Here is a 21084-nt window from a genome sequence, read left to right on the forward strand (position 1 = left end):
TACGCCCATGTCGAGCGCCCAGTCCGCGTTTCCGTCGACCGATCGCCCCGCCTCGCTCTATGACGTGCAGGCCTGCTATCGATTGTTTCTCGGCCGCGAGCCGGAAAGCATCGACGCCGCGACCGGGCACCTGGCCGACGAACCGTCGACCTGGACCCTGATCTCGCGTTTCCGCGGCTCGGCCGAAGCCCGCCAGTTCCAGGTCAGCCAGGCGGCTGGACTGATCGCCGGCGCGCAGGAGGGCCGAGGCGTCGATCTCGACCTGACCGAACCCCAGCGACAGGCCCTTACCGACCACGTCGAGCAAGTCTGGTCGCGATATGGACGGGAGAACGCCTTCTTCTCCGTACTGACAAATCCCCGCTACGAGGCCGAACACCTGGGCGACGCCGAAGTCGAGGAGTTCTACGCCACCGGCGAGGAAGAGGTCGGGTGGCTGCTGGAGGTTTGCGCGCGAAACCACGTCGCGCCGCCCCAGGCGGGCGCGGTGCTAGAACTCGGCTGCGGCGTGGCCCGCATGGGCGAGGCCTTCGCCCGGCGCTTTGGTCGATACGAGGGCGTCGACATCAGCGCCGAACACCTGGCGCTGGCGCGGTCGCGGCTGGCGGAACGTGGCGTCGACAACTTCGGGCTGCGACGCCTGCCCGAGTTCCTGGCCGGCGACGACCGCTATGACCTGTTCTTCTCGGTGCTGGTGCTGCAGCACAATCCTCCGCCGATCATGCATTGGCTGCTGGACGTGGCACTGGGTCGCCTGAACGCCGGCGGGCTGGCCTACTTCCAGGTCCCCTGCCGGCTGTTCGACTACCGCTTCGACACCGAGACCTACCTGGCCGGCGTGGGGCAACAGGAAATCATGGAGATGCACGCCCTTCCCCAGCCAGCGGTGTTCGCACTCATGGCGCGCCACGGCTTGACGCCCATAGAGGTCACGCCCGACGATCGCGTCGGATCCATCGGCCTCTCCTACACCTATCTGGCCCGCAAGGCCGGCCGGCCCTAACGGGCCAGCACCTTGGCCGTGTAGACCGGCGAGAAGAACAGGTTGAGGATCTGGATGAACTTGGCCTTGTCGTTCGACCTGGCGTTGGCCACGTAGAGAACGTCGCCGCTGCGCATGTCGAAGGCCTGGGCCAGGAAGTAGCCCTGCGGCTTCATCAGATCGACCTGATAGGCCGTGGGCGTACCGTCCACGCCCTGGCGGAAGACGAACACCGCGCGAGGATCGGCCTGTTGGTCGCTCGGGCCGCCCGCCCGCGCCAGGGCCTGGGCCAGGGTGACGCGGTCGCTGTCGAACGAGATCTCGGCGATCTTTCCGGCCGCGCCGAAGACCGTGAAGGTGCGGGGTCGGGCGATCACCTCCACCCGATCGCCGGGCGCCAGGCGCACGTCCGTGGACGAACTCATGACGACGTCCGAAAGCAGCGCGGCGGCGGCGGCGTCGCCACGGACCAGGCGCACCTGGCTGTCTCGCCTGGGGGCGACCGGCCCGCCGGCGAGGGCCACGACGTCCAGAAGGCGCTCGCCGGCCATGCTCAGGGGATAACGGCCCGGCTTCTTGACGTCGCCGGCCACCATCACCGAGCCGGCCACGCTCTCGCGCACGCGGACGCTCACCTGGGGCGCCTGGGATTTGCGCGACAGCCCCGCCTCGACCCGCGCCGCCAGTTCGGCCGGGGTCAGGCCCGCCGCCTGCGTCCGCCCGACATAGGGCAAGGTCACGACGCCCGAACGATCGACCACGATCGGAGGCAGGCTGGCGCCCGCCGCCCTCGAGGCGTCCTCGCCGAAGGCGCCCATGCCGACCATGCGGCCCGAGAACAGCGACGCCCCGACCTCGAAGACCGAGATTTCCAGCACGTCGCCGGGCGCGATCCGCTCGACGTCGCCGCCCGCCGGGAGCTCGGCGAAGCCGGCGCCGGGAGTCTCGGCCTGCCGCAGCCGGGACAGGACTTCGCCATCCAGGGCCACCAGCCGGAAATCCGGCGTCTGGCGTGTCGCCGCCTCGATCGCCGCGGCCGTCGGGCCGCTCGAAGGCAAGGCCGCGCAGCCGGAGAGGAACGGCCCGCCCGCCGCCATCACGACGACGAGGGCGCGGAACGGCGCTGGAAGAAAGCTCATACGGGATCTCCGGTCGACGGGCGCGCCAGCAGCCGCTCGTGCAGTCGCGCCAGCCGCTCGCGGTAGGCGCTCATGGAAAAAGCCTGGGCCCGGGTCCGCCCGGCGGCCGACAGGTCACGGCGCAAGCCTGCATCGGCGTCGAGGCGCCGCAGTCCGGCGACGATGTCGCGGACGTCGTAGGGATCGACGATCACGGCCGCGTCGCCGGCGATCTCGGGCGAAGCGCCTTCGGCCGAGGTCATCACCGGCGTTCCCATGGCCATGGCCTCGACCATCGGCAGACCAAAGCCTTCGTACAGCGAGGGCGAAAGAACGGCCCGGGCGCCGGCGACGAGGATGCGCAGGTGGTCGGCGGGCAGCCAGCCCAGCCTGCGCACACGCTCCGCGCCAGGCGCGGCGGCCGCCCCCTCGAGCAGGCGCAGTTCCCCCTCGGCCTTCCAGGCGCGGGGACCCGCGACGATCAGGGGACGGTCCACGCCCGCCGACAGATAGGCCTCGATCAGCCGCCCCAGGTTCTTCTTGGGCTCGATCGCGCCGACGAACAGGAAGTACTCGCCGACCTCCAGCCCAAATAGGGTCCGCAAGCGTTCGCCCAGCGTCCCGGCATCGCCATCGGCTCCCTCCGGAAGGTCCACGGCCTGATAGCCGTTGGTGACCCTGGCCGGATTGGCTCCGTAGATGTCGAGAATGTCCCGGCGCGACGTCTCCGACACGGTCACCACATGGTCGCCCTGCTTCAGGCAGGCCCTGATCAGCCGGTCGTAGTAGGGCCGGTCGTCGAGGGTCGTGAACGGCAGGCGCATCGGCACCAGGTCATGCAAGGTGTAGAGGTTCAGCGCGCCCTCGATCCGCACGGGCAGCGGATAGGTCCAGTGCATGATCGCCGGAGGGTTCGGCAGGGTCAGGCGGAGGAAGCGGCCATGCCGCCGAAAGCCCCCCGCGGCCAGGTCGAACAGGCCGCCCAAGGCGAACACACGATCGAAGGCCGGCAAGCGTCCGCCCAGCGCCTCGCGCTTGACCAGCCCCGACAGGGGAACCTCCAGCAGACGCCGCCTCATCGGCGGGGCCAAGGCCGAGCGCATCCTTCTCAGCAGGGTCCGTCGCTCGCGGGCTTCGTCGAACTGGGCGAAGAACAACGCCTCGCGCACGGCCGGCGGATGGCGGCGGGCGACGCCGAGGCCATAGACCCCGTCGACCGCGTAATCGAGTCCGCGCAACGCCTTCACGAGCACGCGGCCATAGGTGGCCACCCCGGTGCCGTGCGTCATGGCCAAGTTGAACCCGTCTACTCCGACGTGCTTACGCGGCATGTCGCAAACTCACACCGCGACAATCACCAGAAATGACCGCAAAGTATTCTAGAATAAATTCACAAATTTGTACTTCTATACACTTGAAAATATGAAATACTGAGACAAATAAATCGCTGGAAGCTGCCCCATGATCAAATTCGATCGCGTCAGCAAGAACTACAAGGGTCGCAACCTGTCGAAGACCGTGCTCGACGACGTCGATCTGGTGATCACGCCCGGCGACGCGCTCGGCATTTGCGGCGCGAACGGAGCGGGGAAATCCACCCTGCTGCGCCTGATCGCCGGCGTGGAGCACCCCTCCTCCGGCAGCATCCGCCGCGACATGTCGGTATCCTGGCCGATCGGCTACACCAGCTGCTTCCAGAGCAGCCTGACCGGCGCGGACAACGCCCGCTTCATCGCCCGCATCTATCGCCAGCCAGTCGAGCCGCTGCTGGCTTTCGTCGAAGACTTCGCCCAGCTGGGTCCCTACCTGCGCCAGCCGGTCAAGACCTACTCGGCCGGCATGCAGGCGCGGCTGGCTTTCGGCATCTCGCTGGCCGTCGATTTCGACTGCTACCTGATCGACGAAGTCACCGGGGCCGGCGACGAGCGCTTCCGCGAGCGCTGCCGCGACGCCCTGATCGAACGGCGCCGGACCGGCGCGATGATCATGGTCTCGCACCATCCCGAAACCCTGATGACCTACTGCACGCGCGGCGCGGTCCTGAAGGACGGCAAGCTGTCCTTTCACGACCGCATCGAGGACGCGATCGAGGCGCATCAGCGCCTGCAGGCCGAGGCGGCCTGAACCCGCTTCGTTCAGCGGCACAGCAGCAGCATCCGGTCCATGGCCGGCGGGCCGGCCAGCACCTGCTCCAGCGAGACCGGGCGCGCGCCGGCTTCGAGGTCGATCAGCGACATCGAGAAGCCCTGGCTGAGGATCAGCGCGAGGAACCCCGCCGGATCCTCGTAGCGCGCCGGGGCGAATTCGAGGATCACCGTCAGCGGCCGGTCGCCGGCCAGCAGCCCGTCCATGCCGCGCCAGATGGCCTGCTCGGCGGTGTCGGCGTCGATCTTCACGAAGTCGATCTCGCCCAGCCCCATGCGATCGAGCCGCCGCACGGCGACGGTGATGCGGCCAGGCCCCGTCGCGGCCCCTTCGACGATATGGGCGTTCTTCGGCTCGCCATGCGGCGTGACCAGCGTGGCCACCGCCCCATCCACGGCGCCGAGAGCGTTGCGATGAACGGTGACGCGCTCGCCCAAGCCGTTAAGCTCGACGCTACGGGTCAGCAGGGCGGCGATCGGCGGGTTGGGTTCGAAGGCGTGCACCCGTCCTTCGGCTCCGACGAGGTCGGCCATCAGCAGGGTGAAATAGCCGAGATTGGCGCCGACATCGGCGACGGTCATGCCTGGCTTGACCAGCCGGGCGATGGTCTCGGTCGTCCACATCTCCCAGTAGCCGTCGAGCAGCAGGTGTGGGCCGAGCCCGTAGTCCACCCCGTCGACGAACAGCTTGTAGCGCCCCAGCACGCGGCACACCGAAACGCCCCGCCCCAGGAAGGCCGAGGCGCAGCGCGAACGGATCTCGGCTTCGTTCTCGCCTCGCGGGCGCGTGCTCAGCCGGTCCAGTTCGAAAAGGCGAGGCGCGGGCGCGGGCCTGACAGGATCGAAAGTCAGCCGCACGGCGAAACCCCGCAGCCTCGCGCCGAAACTCCGCGCGACCTCCTGATACCCACGCCCATGACGTCCCCCGGCGCGCCGGCGAGCAAGACGGCCGCGGCGCAAAGGTTAGACCGGCGAGAGCCGCCGATCGCGACAGGCGTTCACGTGAACTTTTCGTGGCGTCGAAGCTGGCCTGCCGACACGGGTTCACCCGCCGAAAGTCGACGCTCCGACGTGGGCGCCTTCCTGAGGGGCGACACGATCAGGAGCCGCGGGTCGCCTGGCTTGGCCAAACAGGAGCCCCGCCGCCACGATCCCGACCAATCCGGCGCAGCAGGTCCCATAAGCCCCCATCGTGAGGAAGGCGGTCCAGTTCAGCTGAAGCTCGGCGAATGACTTGATCAGCAGCAGGCCCACGCTCCCGATGTAGCCGCTGGCGTCGGCGACGTAGATCAGGAAGCCGGCGGTGCCGACCGTGCCGGTCGCGGCGATCATCCGGTCGAACAGCATGCCGTTGAAAGGCGTGTAGGCCATGTAGAGCCCCGCGCCGCTGGCGGTCATCCAGCCGACGGGCCCCAGAAGGCCTGCCTGGTGCGCCGCCGTGGACGCGCCAAGCAGCGCCAGCCCGGCCGATATGAAGAGCAGGTTGAAGCCGAAGGCCCGCCGGTTGTCGCGGATGCGCATCAGCATCGCCATGCCGACCAGGACGATGACGGCCACGGGCAGTTCCGACAGGCTGAACATCGCCGCGGCGTCCTTGAAGCCCAGCTCGGCCCAGATCTCGGCCGAGAAGTTGTCGCGGAAATCGCGCATGGCCGTCAGCAGGACGTAGACCGCCACCAGCATGGCCAGGACCGGTCCCTGGGCGACCAGCAGCGCGGCGCGATCCTTGGCCGACATGGGGGCGCGGCGCACGCGCATGGCCTCGTCCTCGGCCGTGGGCGGCGGCATCTGCGCCAGGCCCGCGACGGCGACGATCAGCAGCGGCGCGAACAGCAGGCCGGTCAGGGCCGGCATCCATCGATCCTCGACGCCCGCCAGCAGCAGCGCCTTTCCCACCGACTTCACGACGCCCGAGGCCAGGATGAAGCTGGCGCAGAGCATCGCGCCCAGCACCTCCGACAGGCGGCGTCCCTCGACGAAGCCGAACACCAGCCCCCAGATCATGCCCAGGCCCAGCCCGTTGGCGAACAGGGCCAGCGGCGCCAGGGCCGGCGGCAGGCCCCCCAGCAGCACCAGGGCGAGCTCGGATCCGCCGACCAGCAGCAGGATCGCCAGGGCCCTCCGGCCGGGCGGCGTCTCCGACACCACCTTGACCCCAAGCACCTTCGACAGGGCGTAGCCGGCGACCTGGGCGATCACCAGGACGATCTTGAAGTCCATGGCGAAGGGCCAGCCGGCGACGTCGCTCCAGTCGGCGGCCGCGAAGGGCTTGCGATAGGCGTACATCGAGAAATAGGCGGCGAAGGCGGCCAGACCGCCATAGGCAGCGAACGCCCAGGCCGGGGCCCGCGACAGCCAGCGTCCGAGCGGGCCTTGCGCCGCGCCGCTCACCGGGGCGCCTCGCCGGCCGCGATGCGGGCCTCGATCCTGGCCAGCACCGCCGGCAGGTCGGCGACGCTTTCGATCACGTAGTGAGCGCCGGCCTCGCGCAGCGCCGCGGCAGAGTCTTCGACGCGAGCGGCGCGCTCGGCGGCCGGCAGCGCGGCGAGGTCCTCGGCGCTCAGGCCCACGCCGTTGCCCGAAGCCGCGAGGCCGACGGTCCAGGCGCCGACCTCCAGCCCCTCTCCCATCCCGACCACGGCGTCGTCGACCTTGACGCATGCCCGCGCCGGCCAGGCGCCCAGCTCGACCAGGGCCTTCCACATCATCAGCGGCGACGGGCGCCCCGCCGCCGTCTCGCCGGCGCAGACCACGACGTCGGGCGCATAGCCCTGCCCCGCCGCCAGCGGCAGGATGTCGGCCATCATCGGACGGGTGTAGCCGGTGGTCGACCCGATCCGGATCCCTCGCGCCTTCAGGCCGGCCGCGACCTCGACGGCGCCGGGGATCAGCGCGGCGCAGGCGCGGGCGGCCTCTCTCATGCGGGGCTCCACCGCGTCGTGCAGGCGGTCGACGTCGGCCTCGGTCGACGCCGCGCCGTGACGCTCGCGCCACAGGCCGGCGATGCGCGGCATGGCCAGCAGCGCCCGTACGTGATCCCGCTTGGCCTTGCCCATGTCCGCCCGCGCCTCGGTCTCGGAGATCTCGATCCCCGCCTGGCTGAACACATCGCGCAGGGCCACGACAGGCGCGCGACAGCCGAAGTCGATCATGGTGCCGGCCCAGTCGAAGACGACGGCCTGGATGGAAGACGAGCTCATGCGGCGGCTCCTTGCTGGGGCAGGTCGTAAAGGCCGGCGATCACCTCCTCGGCCAGGCCGAAGGCGGTTGAGGCGCCGGTGCCGCTGGTCACGGTCACCAGGCGCACGCGCGGCATCGGGGCCTCCACAAGGCTGTGCCCCCGGGCGGAAGCGTAGGTGCCGGTCCAGCGCTCGAGCACCGGCGGCGGCGCCTGGCCGAACACCCGGGCGAACTCGTCGAGGATCAGGGCGTCGACGTCGTCTCGGGCGAACGGATCGGGCGTCGCGGCGTAGTGGTGGCTGTCGCCGACGACCAGCGAGCCATCGGCGCTCTGCACCACGATCAGGTGGACGCCGTGCGCCAGATGCTCGGCCTGTTCGGCCTGAAGTCGCGCGCGCAGCGCCTCCGCCTGCGGCAGGTCGGCGTAGCCGAGGTAGCGAACGAGGCCCAGGTCCGACATCACCGGCGCGGGCAGCCGCCACCCCGGATCGGCCAGGCGCAGCATCTGCAGCTTGCAGCGGGTAACTTCGGCGCGAGCGAAGTGTTCGGGAAACAGCGTGACGAGGTCGTCGCCGGGACAGACCACGATGCTATCGGCCGCCACGATCCCAGCGGTGGTCTCCAGCCGCCCGGTCTCGACGCCGCGCACGGCGCCCCCCCGCAGGAAGGTCACGTCATGAAAGGCTTCCAGCCATGCGGCGAGACGGGGGATGGCGGTGCGGGACTCCACTCGCAGGTCGACGTCGCTGGTCAGGGCGCCCAGCACATCGCCGCCGCCTGGCAGGCGATCGGCGAGGTCGCCAGCCCTGCGCCAGGCGCATCCTTCGGCCATCTCGGTGTCGAGGAAGGCTTCGAGCACCGCCTTGGCCTCGGGCCGGCGGGCGACCATGGTCAGGCCGCGCTGCAGCACCTCGATCCCGGCCGGTCCGGCGACCTCGTTCCAGACCTGGGCGGAGCGTCGCGCCCGCCGCCAGACCTCGCCGCGCGCCTGGCCCGTGACCGTCACGAAGCCGAAGTTGCGCACCGAGGCGCCGTTGGCCTGGGCGTCGCGGTCGACCACCACCACGCGCTTGCCGAGCCGGGCCGCCGCCAGGGCGTGGGCCAGGCCCACGACCCCCGCGCCGACGACGGCCAGATCGAATTGCTGTTCCAAGTTAATCGTTCCAAATTCGAGAAAGGGCGGCCGCGCGGGCTGCGGGGATCGGTGCGGCCCGCGCGGCCGAGGTCCGGCCTAGAAGCTGAAGTTCAGGCCGACCGAGACGGTGCGCGGCGCGCCGCGCGTGTAGCGCTGGGTGAATTCGTCCAGCATGCCGCCGATGTACTTCTCGCCCAGCAGGTTGGTGACGTTGAGCTGCAGGTCGACCGCGCGCCCGTTCTCCAGCGGCAGGCGATAGCCCGCCGACAGGTCGACGATCGTGTAGGCCGGCAGGTAGAGGCTGGGGGTGTTGGGCGCGTCGCCGGCGGTCTTGCCGGTGTACTTGCCGCGGATCCCCGCCCGGAAGTTGTCGCGGCTGTAGTCGAGGCCCAGCGACACCAGGGTCGAGGGCGCGCCGGGAACGTCGTTGCCCTTGGCCACCGGCTTGACCGCGCCGGCGTTGGCCGTGCCGCCCGTGAACCCTTGCTGGTAGACGGAGTCGTTCAGGGTCAGCGCCGCGCTCGCCGTGAAGGCGTCGCTCAGTTCGTAGACCAGGCTGGCCTCGACGCCCTTGCTCTCTACGCCCTTGCCGGTGTTGGCGTAGGCGCCCGAGGTGCCGGCCGTGTAGTTGATGCCGCCGTTGGAGCCGGTCGGCCCGCCGGTGATGAAGTCGGCCGAATAGAAGGTGATCGCGTTCTTGTAGTCGATGTAATAGGCCGTGACCTGGGCCGACAGCCGGGGGCCGTGGAAGCGCAGGCCGGCCTCGAAGTCGTCGGCCACCGAGGATTTCAGCTTGCTGGTGTCGGTCTGGGTCTTCTCGAGCGCCCAGTCGCCCACCGCGCCGTAGTTCTGCGAGAAGCCCGCGAAGGCCTGCAGGCTGTCATTGACCCGATACAGCGCCCCCAGGCTGAACAGCACGTCGGAGTCGGCGTCGAGGGCCGTCTTCAGCGGCGCGGTCAGCTTGCCGTAGGCGTCCCAGCCGTCGGTCTCGCCCTCGATGTCGATCAGGTACTTCTGGACGCCGCCGGTCAGCGTCAGGTCGCCCAGGGTCCAGGTGTCCTCGACATAGACCTTCCACTGATCGGTGGAGAAGCGCTGCATGAAGTCGATCAGCTGCGGCGCCTCGTAGTAGGCGGGGCCTTTGCGAACGTCGACGATCTGGCGCCAGGCGCGCCCGAAGTCGCGATCCAGCTTCTCGTACCATACCCCCGCCTCGAGCTTGTGCTGGCCGAAGGCCAACTTGCCCTTCGAGGTGAAGCCGTAGCGGTCGTGGCCATAGAGGCTGGTGCGGTAGGTCTGCAGCGGCGTGCACGAGGCTGCGACCGCGCCGCCCGCGCCGTAGCACAGCGACGAGGTGATCCGCGTACCATCGACGTCGGTGTAGTCGACGCCCTGGATGACCGCCCGCTGGCGTCCCGCAGCGTCCGTCCAGCCGTAGTAGGCGCGCTTGCGGCTTGAGCCCGGCGCCGTGCCGCCGGCGACGGTGCGCACGCCGTTCGGGTCGATGGCGATCTGCTGGTACGGCGGCGCCCAGTCGCCCTGCCCCTTCTGGTGATGATAGTAGGGCGCGACCTCGAACTGGATCGCGTCGCTGACCGCGTAGTCGAACTTGACGTAGGCCAGGGTGTTCTTGCGATGCGCCGACCAGGCGTGGGCCCAGTTCTCGTTCACGCCGGCCGGCGTGGTCGTCCAGTTGGGCACGGAGGCGTCGCCCGCCGTCGTGCCATCCAGGAACGACCGCGAGGCCTCGATCAGCGGATCGTCGACGGCGTCGTCGTATGACGCGCGGGCGGTGATGGTCAGCTTGCCGAGCTCGGTGACCGACTTGGCTTCGGCATGCCACTCGTCGAATCCGCTGCCGTCGCTGCAGCCATAGACCCAGCGACAGGCGGTGAAGCGTGCCACGCCCACATAGGCGCGGGTGGTGTCGCCCAGCACGCGGCCGGTGTCGTAGACGCCGGCGTAGCGGCGGGCCTCGTTGTCGCCGAGCGTCACCGAGATCAGGCCGCCGGCGTCTTCCTTCGGATCGCGGGTGACGTAGGCGATGGTGCCGCCCAGGGCCGAGGCCGAGGCCGAGCCGACGCTGGTCGTGCCCTGGTCGATCTGGATGCGCTCGACGTTCTCGCTCATCAGGTACTTCTGGGCCGGCGCGCCGCCCAGGTAATACGAAGCGTTGTAGGCGGGCATGTCGTCGATGGTCTGGCCGATCTTCGACGAGCGCAGATTGACGTCGAAGCCGCGGATGTTGATCCCGTAGGTCCACGGGTCGGCGTTGAAGGCGTCCGATCCGCGGATGGCCACGCCGGGCACGTCCTGGATGGCGTTGATGATGTTCATGGCCGCCGGCTGGGCGGCGATTGCGTCGGCGTTGACCACGGTGTTGCCGCGCGCCACCGGCGCGGCGGTGACCACCACAGTCTCGACCGTGTCTACGGCGTCTGCGGCAGGCGCTTCGGCCGCCCAAGCCTGCCCCGCGGCCAGCGCGATCGTGGCCGCGCCGCAGCTCAGCAGCGCCCTGAACTGGATCTTCATCGGTGTCCCCTGGTCTCCGGTGAGCGGGGACGTCCTGCCGTCCCGGCGGCCGCTTCATGGGGCGCCGGGGGACGAGCAGGCCAAGCGTTTGGTTGGATGGGGGCCATAGGCAGGACCTATGGGCCAGCTTCGTGACAGGCCCACGATTGTCACGTCGCCGTCACGCCCCGCGCCTATGGCGTGCGCATGGCCGCCAACTACCAGCACCTGCGCGCCTTCCACGCGATCGCGCTCGAAGGCAGCGTCACCCGCGCGGCCCGACGCCTCAACGTCGCCCAGCCTACCCTCTCCCAGCAGCTCAAGGCGCTGGAAGAGCGTCACGGCGTCAGCCTGTTCGAAAGCCGCCGCTCGCCGCTGAAGCTCACCAGCGCCGGAAACGGCCTGTTCGCCCTGACCGAGCGCCTGTTCGCCGCCGCCGCCGATGTCGACGACATGCTGGGCGAGGTCGTCAGCCTGAACGGCGGGTCGTTGCGGATCGGCGGCGACTGCCCGCCGCAGGTGGCGCGCATGGTCGCCCGCTTCCGCGCCTGCAATCCGGCCGCGCGCGTCCAGGTGCGGATGGGCAACGCGCGCGAGACCATGCGCTGGCTGGCCGAGGCCGAGATCGACGCGGCGATCACCAGCGACCCGCCCGTCGACAGTCAGTTCACCTATGATCCGCTCTACTCCGACCATCTGAGCGTCGCGCTGCCCGCGGACCATCCGCTCACCGCGCTGGAGACGACGCCGATAGAAAGGCTGGGCGAAGAGACGCTGCTGATCCGCGAGGCCACATCCAAGACCCGCGCCTTCACCGAGCAGGCGTTGGACTCGGCCGGGATCGAAGTGCGCGAGACGCTGGAGCTGCAGAGCCGCGAGACCATCCGCGAGGCCGTGGCGCTGGGCCTGGGCGTCAGCGTCTTCTTCTCGTCGGAGTGCCCGCCCGATCCGCGCATCGTCTACCGCCGCCTGTCCGGCCAGGTCCGCGAGCGGCCCCTGCACGGCTATCTCGTATGCCAGCAGGACCGCGGCGAAGCGCGCTGATCCGGGCCCTGAGGACGATCGCGAGCGAGCTGGCGGCCGCCGAACGGGTCTAGCGACAGCCGCGGCCTCTCGAAGACAGTCCGCGAGAAGCGTCCTCGATACAGGCGTCGACCCGCTCTCGAGCGACCAAGATTGGCGAATTCGTGCTCAATCGCGCCGGCTCGCGCCCCGCGCGCTTGACCCAAAGCCCTTGGAGGGCTGGACTATCCTACGGGACAAGGCGGAGAAGCACGATGCCGCGTATGGTCTTGAATTCCGAAGAAGAGAGCCTCCTGCGGGATATCCGCGACAACGGAAGCGTCAGCCTCACTCCGGAGACGCGTAGCTTCGAGGACGCCGAGCGCCTGCTGGCCAAAGGCCTGGTGAGAGCCGTGCGAACCCGGGGCGTGCCGGCGTCGACCTACCTGCTGTCGGGCGCGGGCGTGGCGGCCGCCGCCTGGCCGCCTCCCGGAAACGCCTAGCCACGCTCGGGCCCATGGCTCGGCCGTTCCGCCGCTATTCCTGAGCGAGCACGGCGGCGGCCGCCGGCTTCGTGCGGTGCGCCGCCAGGCAGGTGGTGACCGAGGCCAGCACGAGGATGATCGCCAGGCCTTCGAACTGCGTCGGCAGGCGACGGTCCCAGAGGAAGCCGTAGAGCAAGGCGAACAGCGTCTCGAACAGGATCATCTGGCCGACCATGGTCAACGGCAGAAGCCTGGACATGCGGTTCCAGAGGCCGTTGCCGATGATGGACGAGAAGACCGCGATGCCGCTGGAGACGGCGAGCAGGAACAGCCAGTCGCCCGCCGCATGGGCGGTCTTGTCCATCATCAGGGCCGGCGGCACGAGAAGCAGGGCCTGCAGGCCGGTGACGACGCCGATCAGCAGGCTCCAATCATGGGCCGAGATCTGCGGCAGACGCGCCATCCAACGACTGTTGCTGACGGCGAAGGTCGTCCAGGAGGCCAACGCCCCGAAGGCGCAGAGCAGGCCCAAGGCCTGTCGCGAGAAGTCCGCGCCTCGCACCTGGCCCAAGGCCTCCCAGCCAATGCAGACGACGCCCGCGGCGCTGAGCACGAGCGACGGCGCCAGCTTGCGCAGAGGGACCGCGCCCTTGTCGCGGCTGCCGATGATCGTCACGGCGACCGGTAGGAACCCGATGACGAGCGACGGCATCGCCACCCCGCCCAACTGCACCCCGCTCGCCAGCAGCACGTAGTAGAGCGAGTTGCCCAACAGGCTGAGCCAGCCGAGCGCGAGCCACTCGCGACGGCCGAGCAGCGCCGTCACCTGCCGCCAGCGCGGCGCCAGCAGGATCAGGGCGAACAGGCCGTAGGTCAGATAGCGACCGGCCGACAACTGCAGCGGCCCGAACGGCCGAACGATCTCCGGCGCGACGAACACCAGTCCCCACAGGGCTCCGGCCGCCGCGCCGCACGCCACGCCCAGCGCCGTGCGCCTTCCATCCGACATTGCCGTCCTCCCGGCCGCTCGAGCCCAACGAAAAATCAGTATGGACGACATGACTACCATGTGCATATCTTGTGTCTACAATTTGTATACATAACGACAGAACGCCCTGGGAGGGGCCCTCGCGGCCATGAAAGTCACTTCGCTTCCCGCTGACGACGCCAAGCCCGGCTGGTTTCTGACCAGCGCGCCCCGCGCCCCCAAGCCGGCCGCCGCCGGAGAGATTCACACCCGATGGGCGGTCATCGGCGCGGGCTTGACGGGCCTGTCGGCGGCGCGGCGCCTGGCCGAACGGTTTCCCGATGAGGACGTGGCGTTGATCGAGGCCCAGGAGGTCGGTTTCGGCCCGGCCGGACGCAACGCCGGCTTCGCCATCGACCTGCCGCACGACATCGGCGCCGACGACTACATCGGCGACATCGATGTCGCCCGAACCGTCCTGAAGCTGAACCTCGTCGGCCAGCAGTCGCTGAAGGATCTGGTCGCCGCCCACGGGATCGACTGTCAGATGCGCGCCTCGGGCAAGTACCAGGCGGCGATCGAGGATCGGGGCGTCGCGGTGCTGGACGCCTACCGCCGCGGCCTCGACAAGCTGGGCCAGCCCTACGAGATGATCGAAGGCGCGGATCTCCCCGCCCACATCGGCACGGCCTACTACCGCAAGGCGCTGTTCACGCCCGGCACCGCGCTCGTCCAGCCCGCGGCCCTGGTCAAGGGCCTGGCCGACACCCTGCCGGCCAATGTCGCGCTCTACGAAAAGACCCCCATCACCCACGTCGAGTACGGCGACAAGATCGTCCTGACGCATCCGGGCGGCCGCATCGTCGCCGACCGCCTGATCCTGGCCAACAACGCCTTCGCCCAGCACTTCGGCTTCCTGCGCGGGACCATGCTGCCGATCTTCACCTATGGCAGCCTGACGCGTCCCCTGACGCCGGAAGAGCAGGCGCGGCTGGGCGGCAAGGACTTCTGGGGCCTGATCCCCGCCGATCCGTCCGGCACCACGCTGCGACGCACCGCCGACCAGCGGATCCTGGTGCGCAACAGCTTCGCCTTCGACGCCCACGGCCAGGCCCATGCACGGCACGTGAAGCACGCCAGGCGCCGCCATCGCCGCTCGTTCGAACGCCGCTTTCCGATGCTGCCCGACGTACCGTTCGAATACAGCTGGGGCGGCGCGCTGGCCATGTCGGCCAACCACGAGTCCTTCTTCGGCCAACTGTCGCCGAACGTCTTCGCCGCCGTCGGCTGCAACGGCCTTGGCATCACCCGGGGCACCGCCACGGGGCTTCTCCTGGCCGACTGGCTGGCCGGAGACCGCGGCGAGGTCATCGACTTCCTGCTGGCCTCCCCCGGCCCCAACCGCAACCCGCCCCGGCCGTTCCTGGACCTCGGCGTGAACGCGACCCTGGCCTGGGCGCAGTTCCAGGCCGGCCGCGAGGCCTGAGGCCGCTGGACACCAGAGCAATCAAGACAAAAAGATCAAATCGAGGAAACACCCATGGAAACCGCGCGTCGGACTCTTGAGGACCTGCCTCTAAATTCCTTTCACAAACTGCTGACCATCCGGTCGGGCGGCGGCTCCTTCGTCGACGGCTATGTTCTGAGCATCATCGGCGTCGTGCTGGTGAAGGCCTCGCTGGCCCTCGGCTTTTCTGATCTCTGGCAGGGGCTGATCGCGGCCTCTGCCCTGATCGGCATCTTCTGCGGCGGCTTCGTCGGCGGCTGGCTGACCGACCGCTTCGGCCGCAGGCGGGTGTTCTTCGTCGGCCCCGTCATCTTCATCGCCTTCTCGGTGATCCAGTTCTGGACCAATTCGCCGGAGCTGCTGTTCGCCTGCCGCCTGCTGATGGGCGTGGCGGTCGGCATCGAATATCCGGTGGCCACCGCCCTGCTGGTCGAGTTCCTGCCCAAGTCCTCGCGCGGTCCGCGCCTGGCGGCCATGACCATCCTGTGGTTCGCCGGGGCCGCCTGCGCCTACATCGTCGGCACCCTGCTCCTGACCTATGCCGGTCCCGAGGCCTGGCGCCTGGGCCTGGCCAGCTCGGCCGTCGTCGGGCTCATCCTGCTCCTGATCCGCCTGGGCACGCCTGAATCCCCGCGCTGGCTGCTCAGCAAGGGTCGCAAGGCGCAGGCCGACGCGGTCATCGCCAAGGTCTTCGGCGCGCAGTACTCGACCGCCGACCTGCCCGAACAGCCGGAGATCAAGAACGCCTCGTTCTGGACGCTGCTGGCTTCGGGGTACGGGACGCGCCTGGCCTTCGTCGTGCTCTTCTGGACCTGTTCGGTGATCCCGGTCTTCGCCGTCTACGCCTTCGCGCCCAAGGTGCTGGCCGCGCTGAGCATTCCCGAGACCTGGGCCGCCGTCGGCTCGGTGGCGATCACGCTGCTGTTCGTGGTCGGGTGCGTCCTGGCCACCGGCCTGATCAACCGCATTGGCCGCCGCCCGATGCTGATCCACAGCTTCCTGTGGTCGGGCCTGGCCCTGCTGCTGCTGGGCGTCTTCGCCCACGGCGCGCCAGTGCTGATCCTGGTGCTGTTCGGCGCCTACGCCCTCTTCATCGGCGGCGCCCAGGTGCTGCAGCTGGTCTATCCCAACGAGCTCTTCCCCACCGAGATCCGCGCGGTCGGCGTGGGCATCGGCACCTCGCTGTCGCGGGTCGGGGCGGCGGCCGGCACCTATCTCGTGCCGATCTCGTTGGCCCACCTGGGCATCGGCCCCACCATGTACGCCGCCGCGGCCGTCACCCTGGTCGGCTTGCTGGCCGCGGTGCTGCTGGCCCCCGAGACCCGCTCGCTCAATCTGGCCGACGCCGCGTCCCTGACCAAGCAGCCGGCCTGAACCGCATCGCCTCCTCCTCTTCTCATTGACGGGCGCTCCCCCGCCCGCACGCAAGGAAACACGACCATGAACTTCCAAGGCATCTACGCGCCGGCGATCACCCCGCTGACGGCGCAAGGCGAGATCGACTACCCGGCTTTCGACGCGGTGCTCGAGCACCTGATCGCCAGCAAGATCCACGGGATCATCATCGGCGGCTCGACCGGCGAATACTACGCCCACACCACCGAGGAGCGCCTCGCCCTGGCCGACCACGCCAGGCAGGTGATCGCCAGCCGGCTGCCGCTGATCGTCGGCACGGGCGCGATCCGCACCGAGGACGCCGTCGCCTACGCCAAGGCCGCCAAGGCCACGGGGGCCGACGCCATCCTGGTCACCACCCCGCCCTACGCCGTGCCGACCTCCCAGGAGATCGCCGACCACGTCCTGGCCATCGACGCGGCCACGGATCTGCCGATCATGCTCTACAACTATCCAGGCCGGATGGGCGTGCCGATGGACGACGTCTTCTTCGACGCCATCGCCGGCGCCAGGAACATCGTCGCGATCAAGGAAAGCTCGGGCGACGTCACCCGCATCCACCGGCTGGCGCGCCACTATCCGCACATCAGCCTGTCGTGCGGCTGGGACGACCAGGCGCTCGAGTTCTTCGCCTGGGGCGCGCCCAGCTGGGTCTGCGCTGGCGCCAACTTCGTACCGGCCGAGCACGTCGCCCTCTATGAGGCCTGCGTGGTCGAGAAGGACTTCACCAAGGGCCGGGCGATCATGTCGGCCATGCTGCCGCTGATGGAGTTCCTGGACGGCGGCAAGTTCGTCGCCTCGATCAAGGCCGGTTGCGAACTGATCGGCCTGCGGACCGGCGGCGTGCGCGCGCCGCTCAAGCCCCTCGACGCGGCCGAGAAGGAAACGCTTGGCGGGATCATCGAGGCGCTGCGCGCCGAGGTCGCGGCCATCCAGGCCGGCGCGGCCCATGGCTGAGCTCCTCACCCGCGCTGAATACGCGGCCCTGGCGGAGGCTCTGTTCCTCCCCCATCAGGCCTTCATCGACGGCGCCTGGCGTCCGGCCGCCTCGGGCGCGACCTTCGAAACCGTTGATCCCGCCAGCGGCCGGCTTCTGGCCCGGATCAGCGCCTGCACCGCGGCGGAGGTCGACCTGGCGGTCGCCGCCGCCAAGACGGCGTTCGAGGACGGCCGGTGGAGCCGCCTCGCGCCCGGCGAGCGCAAGAAGATCCTTCTGGCCTTCGCCGATCGCCTGGAAGCCAACGCCCACGAGCTTGCGGTCATGGAAAGCCTCGACAGCGGCAAGCCGGTGCGCGAGTGCCAGCTGGTCGACGTACCCGAGGCGATCCACACCATCCGCTGGCACGCCGAATTGATCGACAAGGTCTATGACAGCGTCGCGCCCGCCGGCCCTGGCGCAGTGGCCCTGGTCGTGCGCGAACCGGTCGGCGTGGTCGGTCTCGTCCTGCCCTGGAACTTCCCGCTGCTGATGCTGGCCTGGAAGATCGGCCCGGCCCTGGCCGCCGGCTGTCCGGTCGTCGTCAAGCCGGCCCAGGAAACCACCCTGACGGCGCTGCGGGTGGCGCAGCTGGCCCACGAAGCCGGCGTCCCGGCCGGCGTGTTCAACGTCGTGCCCGGCGGCGGCGCGGCGGTCGGCGAGCCGATCGGCCGGCACATGGACGTGGCCATGGTCAGCTTCACCGGCTCGACGGCGACCGGCCGACGCTTCCTGGCCTATGCCGCCGAGTCCAACCTCAAGCAGGTTGTGCTCGAGTGTGGCGGCAAGAACCCGGCCGTGGTCCTCCAGGACGTCGCCGACCTCGACGCCGTGGCCGCCCACGTGGTCAACGGCGCGTTCTGGAACATGGGCGAGAACTGTTCGGCCTCCTCGCGCCTGATCGTCCACGCCAAGGTCAAGGATGCGCTGCTCGAGAGGATCGCCGTCCAGCTGCGCGACTGGCGGATGGGTGATCCGCTGGATCCGGAAAACCGCCTGGGCTGCCTGATCAGCAAGATCCACTTCGACAAGGTGACGGGCTATCTCGACCAGGCCAGGGCCGAGGGCCTCGCCGTCCTGACAGGCGGCGGCTTCAGGGACGGAGCCTTCGTCGAGCCCACTATCCTTGACGAGGTCGGTCCCGAAAGCCGGCTCTTCCAGGAGGAAGTGTTCGGCCCCGTCCTGGCGGTGACCACCTTCGAGACGATCGAGGAGGCCATCGCCCTGGCCAACGACAGCGTCTACGGCCTGGCCGCCTCGGTCTATACCGACGACGTCCGTCACGCCCTACGCCTGGCGAGGGAAATCCGAGCCGGCGTGGTCACCGTAAACTGCTATGGCGAGGGCGACATCACCACGCCCTTCGGCGGCTTCAAGCAGTCGGGCTTCGGCGGGCGCGACAAGTCCGCCTGGGCCCACGACCAGTACACCGAGATCAAGACCATCTGGATCGACGCCGCCTAGGCCACATCCAGCTGCCGCCCCACGTCAACCGCCTGGCCCCCACACGGCGGACGCGTGGTTCGCGCCCGCGCAGGACGCGAACGGCGACGACGCTTTCCCCCCAAGCGTCGTCGCCCCCTCGCCTGCCCCGAACCAAAGACATCTCAGGGAGGAGGATCCCATGGGCTTGCTACTTCACGCCTTGGCCGCGGCGACGCTGGCTCAAGGATCGGCTCCGGCGGTCGACACCGGGGTCGCTTCCGCCGACGTCGAACAGGCCGCGCCGGCGACCACGCCCGAACCGGCCAGGGCCGACGAGACCGGACGCTGGACGTTCGGCGGCGCCGTCCGGGGTCGCTACGATCTGCGCCTTGACGACGCCGACGCCTCGGGCCGTCCCAAGCGCTCCAGCCACCTGTCGTTCGACACCGTGATCCTGAAGGCCGACTACGACTCTTCGACCTGGTTCGCCTCGGGCCAGTACCGGTTCTATGGCGGCAACTTCATGTACCGGCAGGCCTACGGCTACGAGAACTATCCCGGCGAGGTCAGCTTCCCGGTCTACGCCTATGGCGGACGCAAGCTGGGCGCGCGCGACAAGGTCGCCGTCGGCCTGCAACCGGTCCCGTTCGACGACCAGTGGTGGGGCTCGGCCTTCCTCAACAGCATGGGCTTCGCCATCGGCCTGGAGGAGGTCTACAACGTCGGCGTCACCTACGAGCACGTCGGCGGCGACTACACCGTCCAGGCCGGCTACTTCCCGACCACGGCGCCCGACGCCTTCGGGATCAGCGACGACAGCGCCCGCTATTCGGTCAATGTCACCGCGGCCGGGCCGACAGCCGCCTCCTCGTCGCGCAACGAAGAGCGGGACATGGCCGTCGGACGCGCCCAGTACCACCTCTCCACCCCCGCTGGCGCGGATCTGGCCTTCTCGGCGTCGGCGTGGCTGTCGACGGTCCGCAATCTCGACACCCGCCAGGACGGCTCGCGCCGGGCCTACGCCCTCAGCGTCCGGGCGACCCGTGGCCCCTATCACGCCAAGGTCCTGGCCGCGCGCCAGAGCTTCGATCTGCGCGACACGGGCGACCGGGACGTGGTCAGCGTCGGCGACTACGACTCCGCCTACTCGATCGCGGCCAAGAGCAATCTCTTCTTCGCCGAGGTCGGTCGCGACCTGAGCCTTCCCGCCCTGCCCTTCAAGACCAGCCTCTACGCCAACTATGCCCGGCTCACGAAGGACGCGGCCGGCTTCAAGGACACCCAGCGCCTCGTCGCCGGCGCCTTCTGGACCGACAAGGCCGAGGGACGGATCAGAGTCTGGTCCGAGGTGCTGCTGGGCCGCAACGATCCGTATGTCGGCGCGGGACAGTTCGCCTCGGGCGCCGCCCGGGGCGGCGACGATCGCTGGAAGACCTCGGTGCTGGTGATCTTCGGCTACTACTTCTGATCGGCGCCCGAAGATCGCGGAGGACAGGACCGCCTCGCCTGGTGCAGAGAATGGACATGGCCAAGACACCCAAGACGACCATCCTCAACCCGACGGCGGACGAGGCGCCCGGCGATCGCAAGGCCCTGCTCAACGACAGCCTGCGCCGGCGGATCGTCAGCATGGAACTGGCGCCGGGCGCGGTGCTGGACGAGGTGTCGCTGAGCGAGGAGTTCGGGCTGTCGCGCCCGCCGGTCCGCGAGCTGATGCGGCAGCTGGCGGCCGAGGGCTATATCGAACTGGAGCCCAACCGCCCCGCCCGCGTGGCGGCGATGGGCTACGAGACCTTGCGCAACTTCTTCCTGGCCGCGCCGCTGATCTACGTCGCCACAACCCATCTTGCCGCCGAGAATGCGACCCGGGCCGACATCGAGCGGCTGAAGGCCACGCAACTGCGCTTCCGCGCCGCGATCGCCGAGAACAACACGGTCGACCGGGTCTTCTACAACGACCAGTTCCACCACGAGATCGGCCTGGCCAGCGGCAACCCCTACCTGATGCCCAGCCTTCGCCGGCTGCTGATCGACCACGGACGCCTGGGCATGACCTTCTACCGCGCGCCGGTTTCGGCCGAGGCGGCCGAAGGCCTGGAGACGGCGGTGATCCAGCACGACCAGATCATCGAGGCGATCGAGCGCCGCGACGCCGTCGGGGCAAGCGACCTCGTGCGCGCGCACTGGGACCTGTCGCGCAAGCGCATGGCCGACTTCGTCGCCCCCCAGGGCCTGGACATCCCGCTGGGCTGAAGCG

18 protein-coding genes are annotated in these 21084 nt (G+C 69.5%); 10 read left to right on the plus strand and 8 right to left on the minus strand.

The genetic code is table 11. The features are described from left to right. The first annotated feature begins 7 nt into the window (after positions 1-7). Complete coding sequence (locus C1707_RS18955) at positions 8-1003, plus strand: class I SAM-dependent methyltransferase (RefSeq protein ID WP_164467405.1); 996 nt, start codon at positions 8-10, stop codon at positions 1001-1003. On the opposite strand, the gene C1707_RS18960 is transcribed toward C1707_RS18955, so the two are convergent. Then, positions 1000-2121: a polysaccharide biosynthesis/export family protein gene (locus C1707_RS18960; RefSeq protein WP_101715374.1), complete on the minus strand. Its 1122-nt coding sequence runs from the start codon at positions 2119-2121 to the stop codon at positions 1000-1002. The two genes, C1707_RS18955 and C1707_RS18960, sit on opposite strands and share 4 nt — an antisense overlap. Beyond that, positions 2118-3389, minus strand: a complete 1272-nt coding sequence (locus C1707_RS18965) for a glycosyltransferase family 4 protein (protein ID WP_240633741.1) — start codon at positions 3387-3389, stop codon at positions 2118-2120. The genes C1707_RS18960 and C1707_RS18965 overlap by 4 nt, the downstream gene beginning before the upstream one ends. Before the next feature lie 172 nt (positions 3390-3561). On the opposite strand from C1707_RS18965, the gene C1707_RS18970 reads away from it, so the two are divergent. Continuing rightward, entirely contained in the window at positions 3562-4224 is a 663-nt protein-coding gene (locus tag C1707_RS18970) for an ABC transporter ATP-binding protein (RefSeq protein WP_101715372.1), read from the plus strand. A gap of 11 nt (positions 4225-4235) precedes the next feature. Here the strand turns inward: C1707_RS18970 and C1707_RS18975 are convergent, their stop codons facing one another. From C1707_RS18975 to C1707_RS18995, 5 genes are all read right to left on the minus strand, one after another. Continuing rightward, a complete protein-coding gene (locus C1707_RS18975) occupies positions 4236-5102 on the minus strand; it encodes an FkbM family methyltransferase (RefSeq protein ID WP_240633742.1) in 867 nt (288 codons plus the stop codon). Positions 5103-5288: 186 nt separating this feature from the next. Further along, positions 5289-6635 carry a DUF5690 family protein gene (locus C1707_RS18980; protein ID WP_101715371.1) on the minus strand — a complete coding sequence of 449 codons (1347 nt, stop codon included), beginning with the start codon at positions 6633-6635 and terminating at the stop codon, positions 5289-5291. Further along, positions 6632-7444, minus strand: a complete 813-nt coding sequence (gene phnX / locus C1707_RS18985; protein ID WP_101715370.1) for a phosphonoacetaldehyde hydrolase — start codon at positions 7442-7444, stop codon at positions 6632-6634. The genes C1707_RS18980 and phnX overlap by 4 nt, the downstream gene beginning before the upstream one ends. Continuing rightward, the gene (locus C1707_RS18990; protein WP_101715369.1) at positions 7441-8577 is read right to left on the minus strand and encodes a TIGR03364 family FAD-dependent oxidoreductase; all 1137 of its coding nucleotides are present in this window, start codon (positions 8575-8577) and stop codon (positions 7441-7443) included. The genes phnX and C1707_RS18990 overlap by 4 nt, the downstream gene beginning before the upstream one ends. Before the next feature lie 78 nt (positions 8578-8655). After that, positions 8656-11091 (minus strand): TonB-dependent receptor domain-containing protein, encoded by a 2436-nt coding sequence (locus tag C1707_RS18995; RefSeq protein WP_101715368.1) that lies wholly within the window; start codon positions 11089-11091, stop codon positions 8656-8658. Between the two features lie 186 nt (positions 11092-11277). Here C1707_RS18995 and C1707_RS19000 point away from each other — a divergent pair, with 186 nt between their 5' ends. Both C1707_RS19000 and C1707_RS19005 read left to right on the plus strand, forming a co-directional pair. After that, positions 11278-12114, plus strand: a complete 837-nt coding sequence (locus C1707_RS19000; RefSeq protein WP_205686789.1) for a LysR substrate-binding domain-containing protein — start codon at positions 11278-11280, stop codon at positions 12112-12114. A gap of 233 nt (positions 12115-12347) precedes the next feature. Next, positions 12348-12575: a hypothetical protein gene (locus tag C1707_RS19005; RefSeq protein ID WP_164467406.1), complete on the plus strand. Its 228-nt coding sequence runs from the start codon at positions 12348-12350 to the stop codon at positions 12573-12575. Between the two features lie 34 nt (positions 12576-12609). Here the strand turns inward: C1707_RS19005 and C1707_RS19010 are convergent, their stop codons facing one another. Further along, complete coding sequence (locus C1707_RS19010) at positions 12610-13566, minus strand: DMT family transporter (protein WP_101715366.1); 957 nt, start codon at positions 13564-13566, stop codon at positions 12610-12612. A 127-nt stretch (positions 13567-13693) separates the two neighbouring features. On the opposite strand from C1707_RS19010, the gene C1707_RS19015 reads away from it, so the two are divergent. From C1707_RS19015 to C1707_RS19040, 6 genes are all read left to right on the plus strand, one after another. Further along, positions 13694-15010, plus strand: a complete 1317-nt coding sequence (locus C1707_RS19015) for an NAD(P)/FAD-dependent oxidoreductase (RefSeq protein WP_101715365.1) — start codon at positions 13694-13696, stop codon at positions 15008-15010. Positions 15011-15064: 54 nt separating this feature from the next. Next, entirely contained in the window at positions 15065-16405 is a 1341-nt protein-coding gene (locus tag C1707_RS19020; protein ID WP_101715364.1) for an MFS transporter, read from the plus strand. A gap of 66 nt (positions 16406-16471) precedes the next feature. Continuing rightward, positions 16472-17383 carry a dihydrodipicolinate synthase family protein gene (locus C1707_RS19025; RefSeq protein WP_101715363.1) on the plus strand — a complete coding sequence of 304 codons (912 nt, stop codon included), beginning with the start codon at positions 16472-16474 and terminating at the stop codon, positions 17381-17383. Then, positions 17376-18866 carry an aldehyde dehydrogenase gene (locus C1707_RS19030; RefSeq protein ID WP_101715362.1) on the plus strand — a complete coding sequence of 497 codons (1491 nt, stop codon included), beginning with the start codon at positions 17376-17378 and terminating at the stop codon, positions 18864-18866. Before C1707_RS19025 ends, C1707_RS19030 begins: the two co-directional genes overlap by 8 nt. Positions 18867-19026: 160 nt before the next feature. Then, entirely contained in the window at positions 19027-20295 is a 1269-nt protein-coding gene (locus C1707_RS19035; RefSeq protein ID WP_180896965.1) for a hypothetical protein, read from the plus strand. Positions 20296-20351: 56 nt separating this feature from the next. Continuing rightward, entirely contained in the window at positions 20352-21080 is a 729-nt protein-coding gene (locus C1707_RS19040; RefSeq protein WP_101715493.1) for a GntR family transcriptional regulator, read from the plus strand. The last annotated feature ends 4 nt before the right edge of the window (positions 21081-21084 follow it).

Source organism: Caulobacter flavus (assembly GCF_003722335.1).
Taxonomy (GTDB): Bacteria; Pseudomonadota; Alphaproteobacteria; order Caulobacterales; family Caulobacteraceae; genus Caulobacter; species Caulobacter flavus.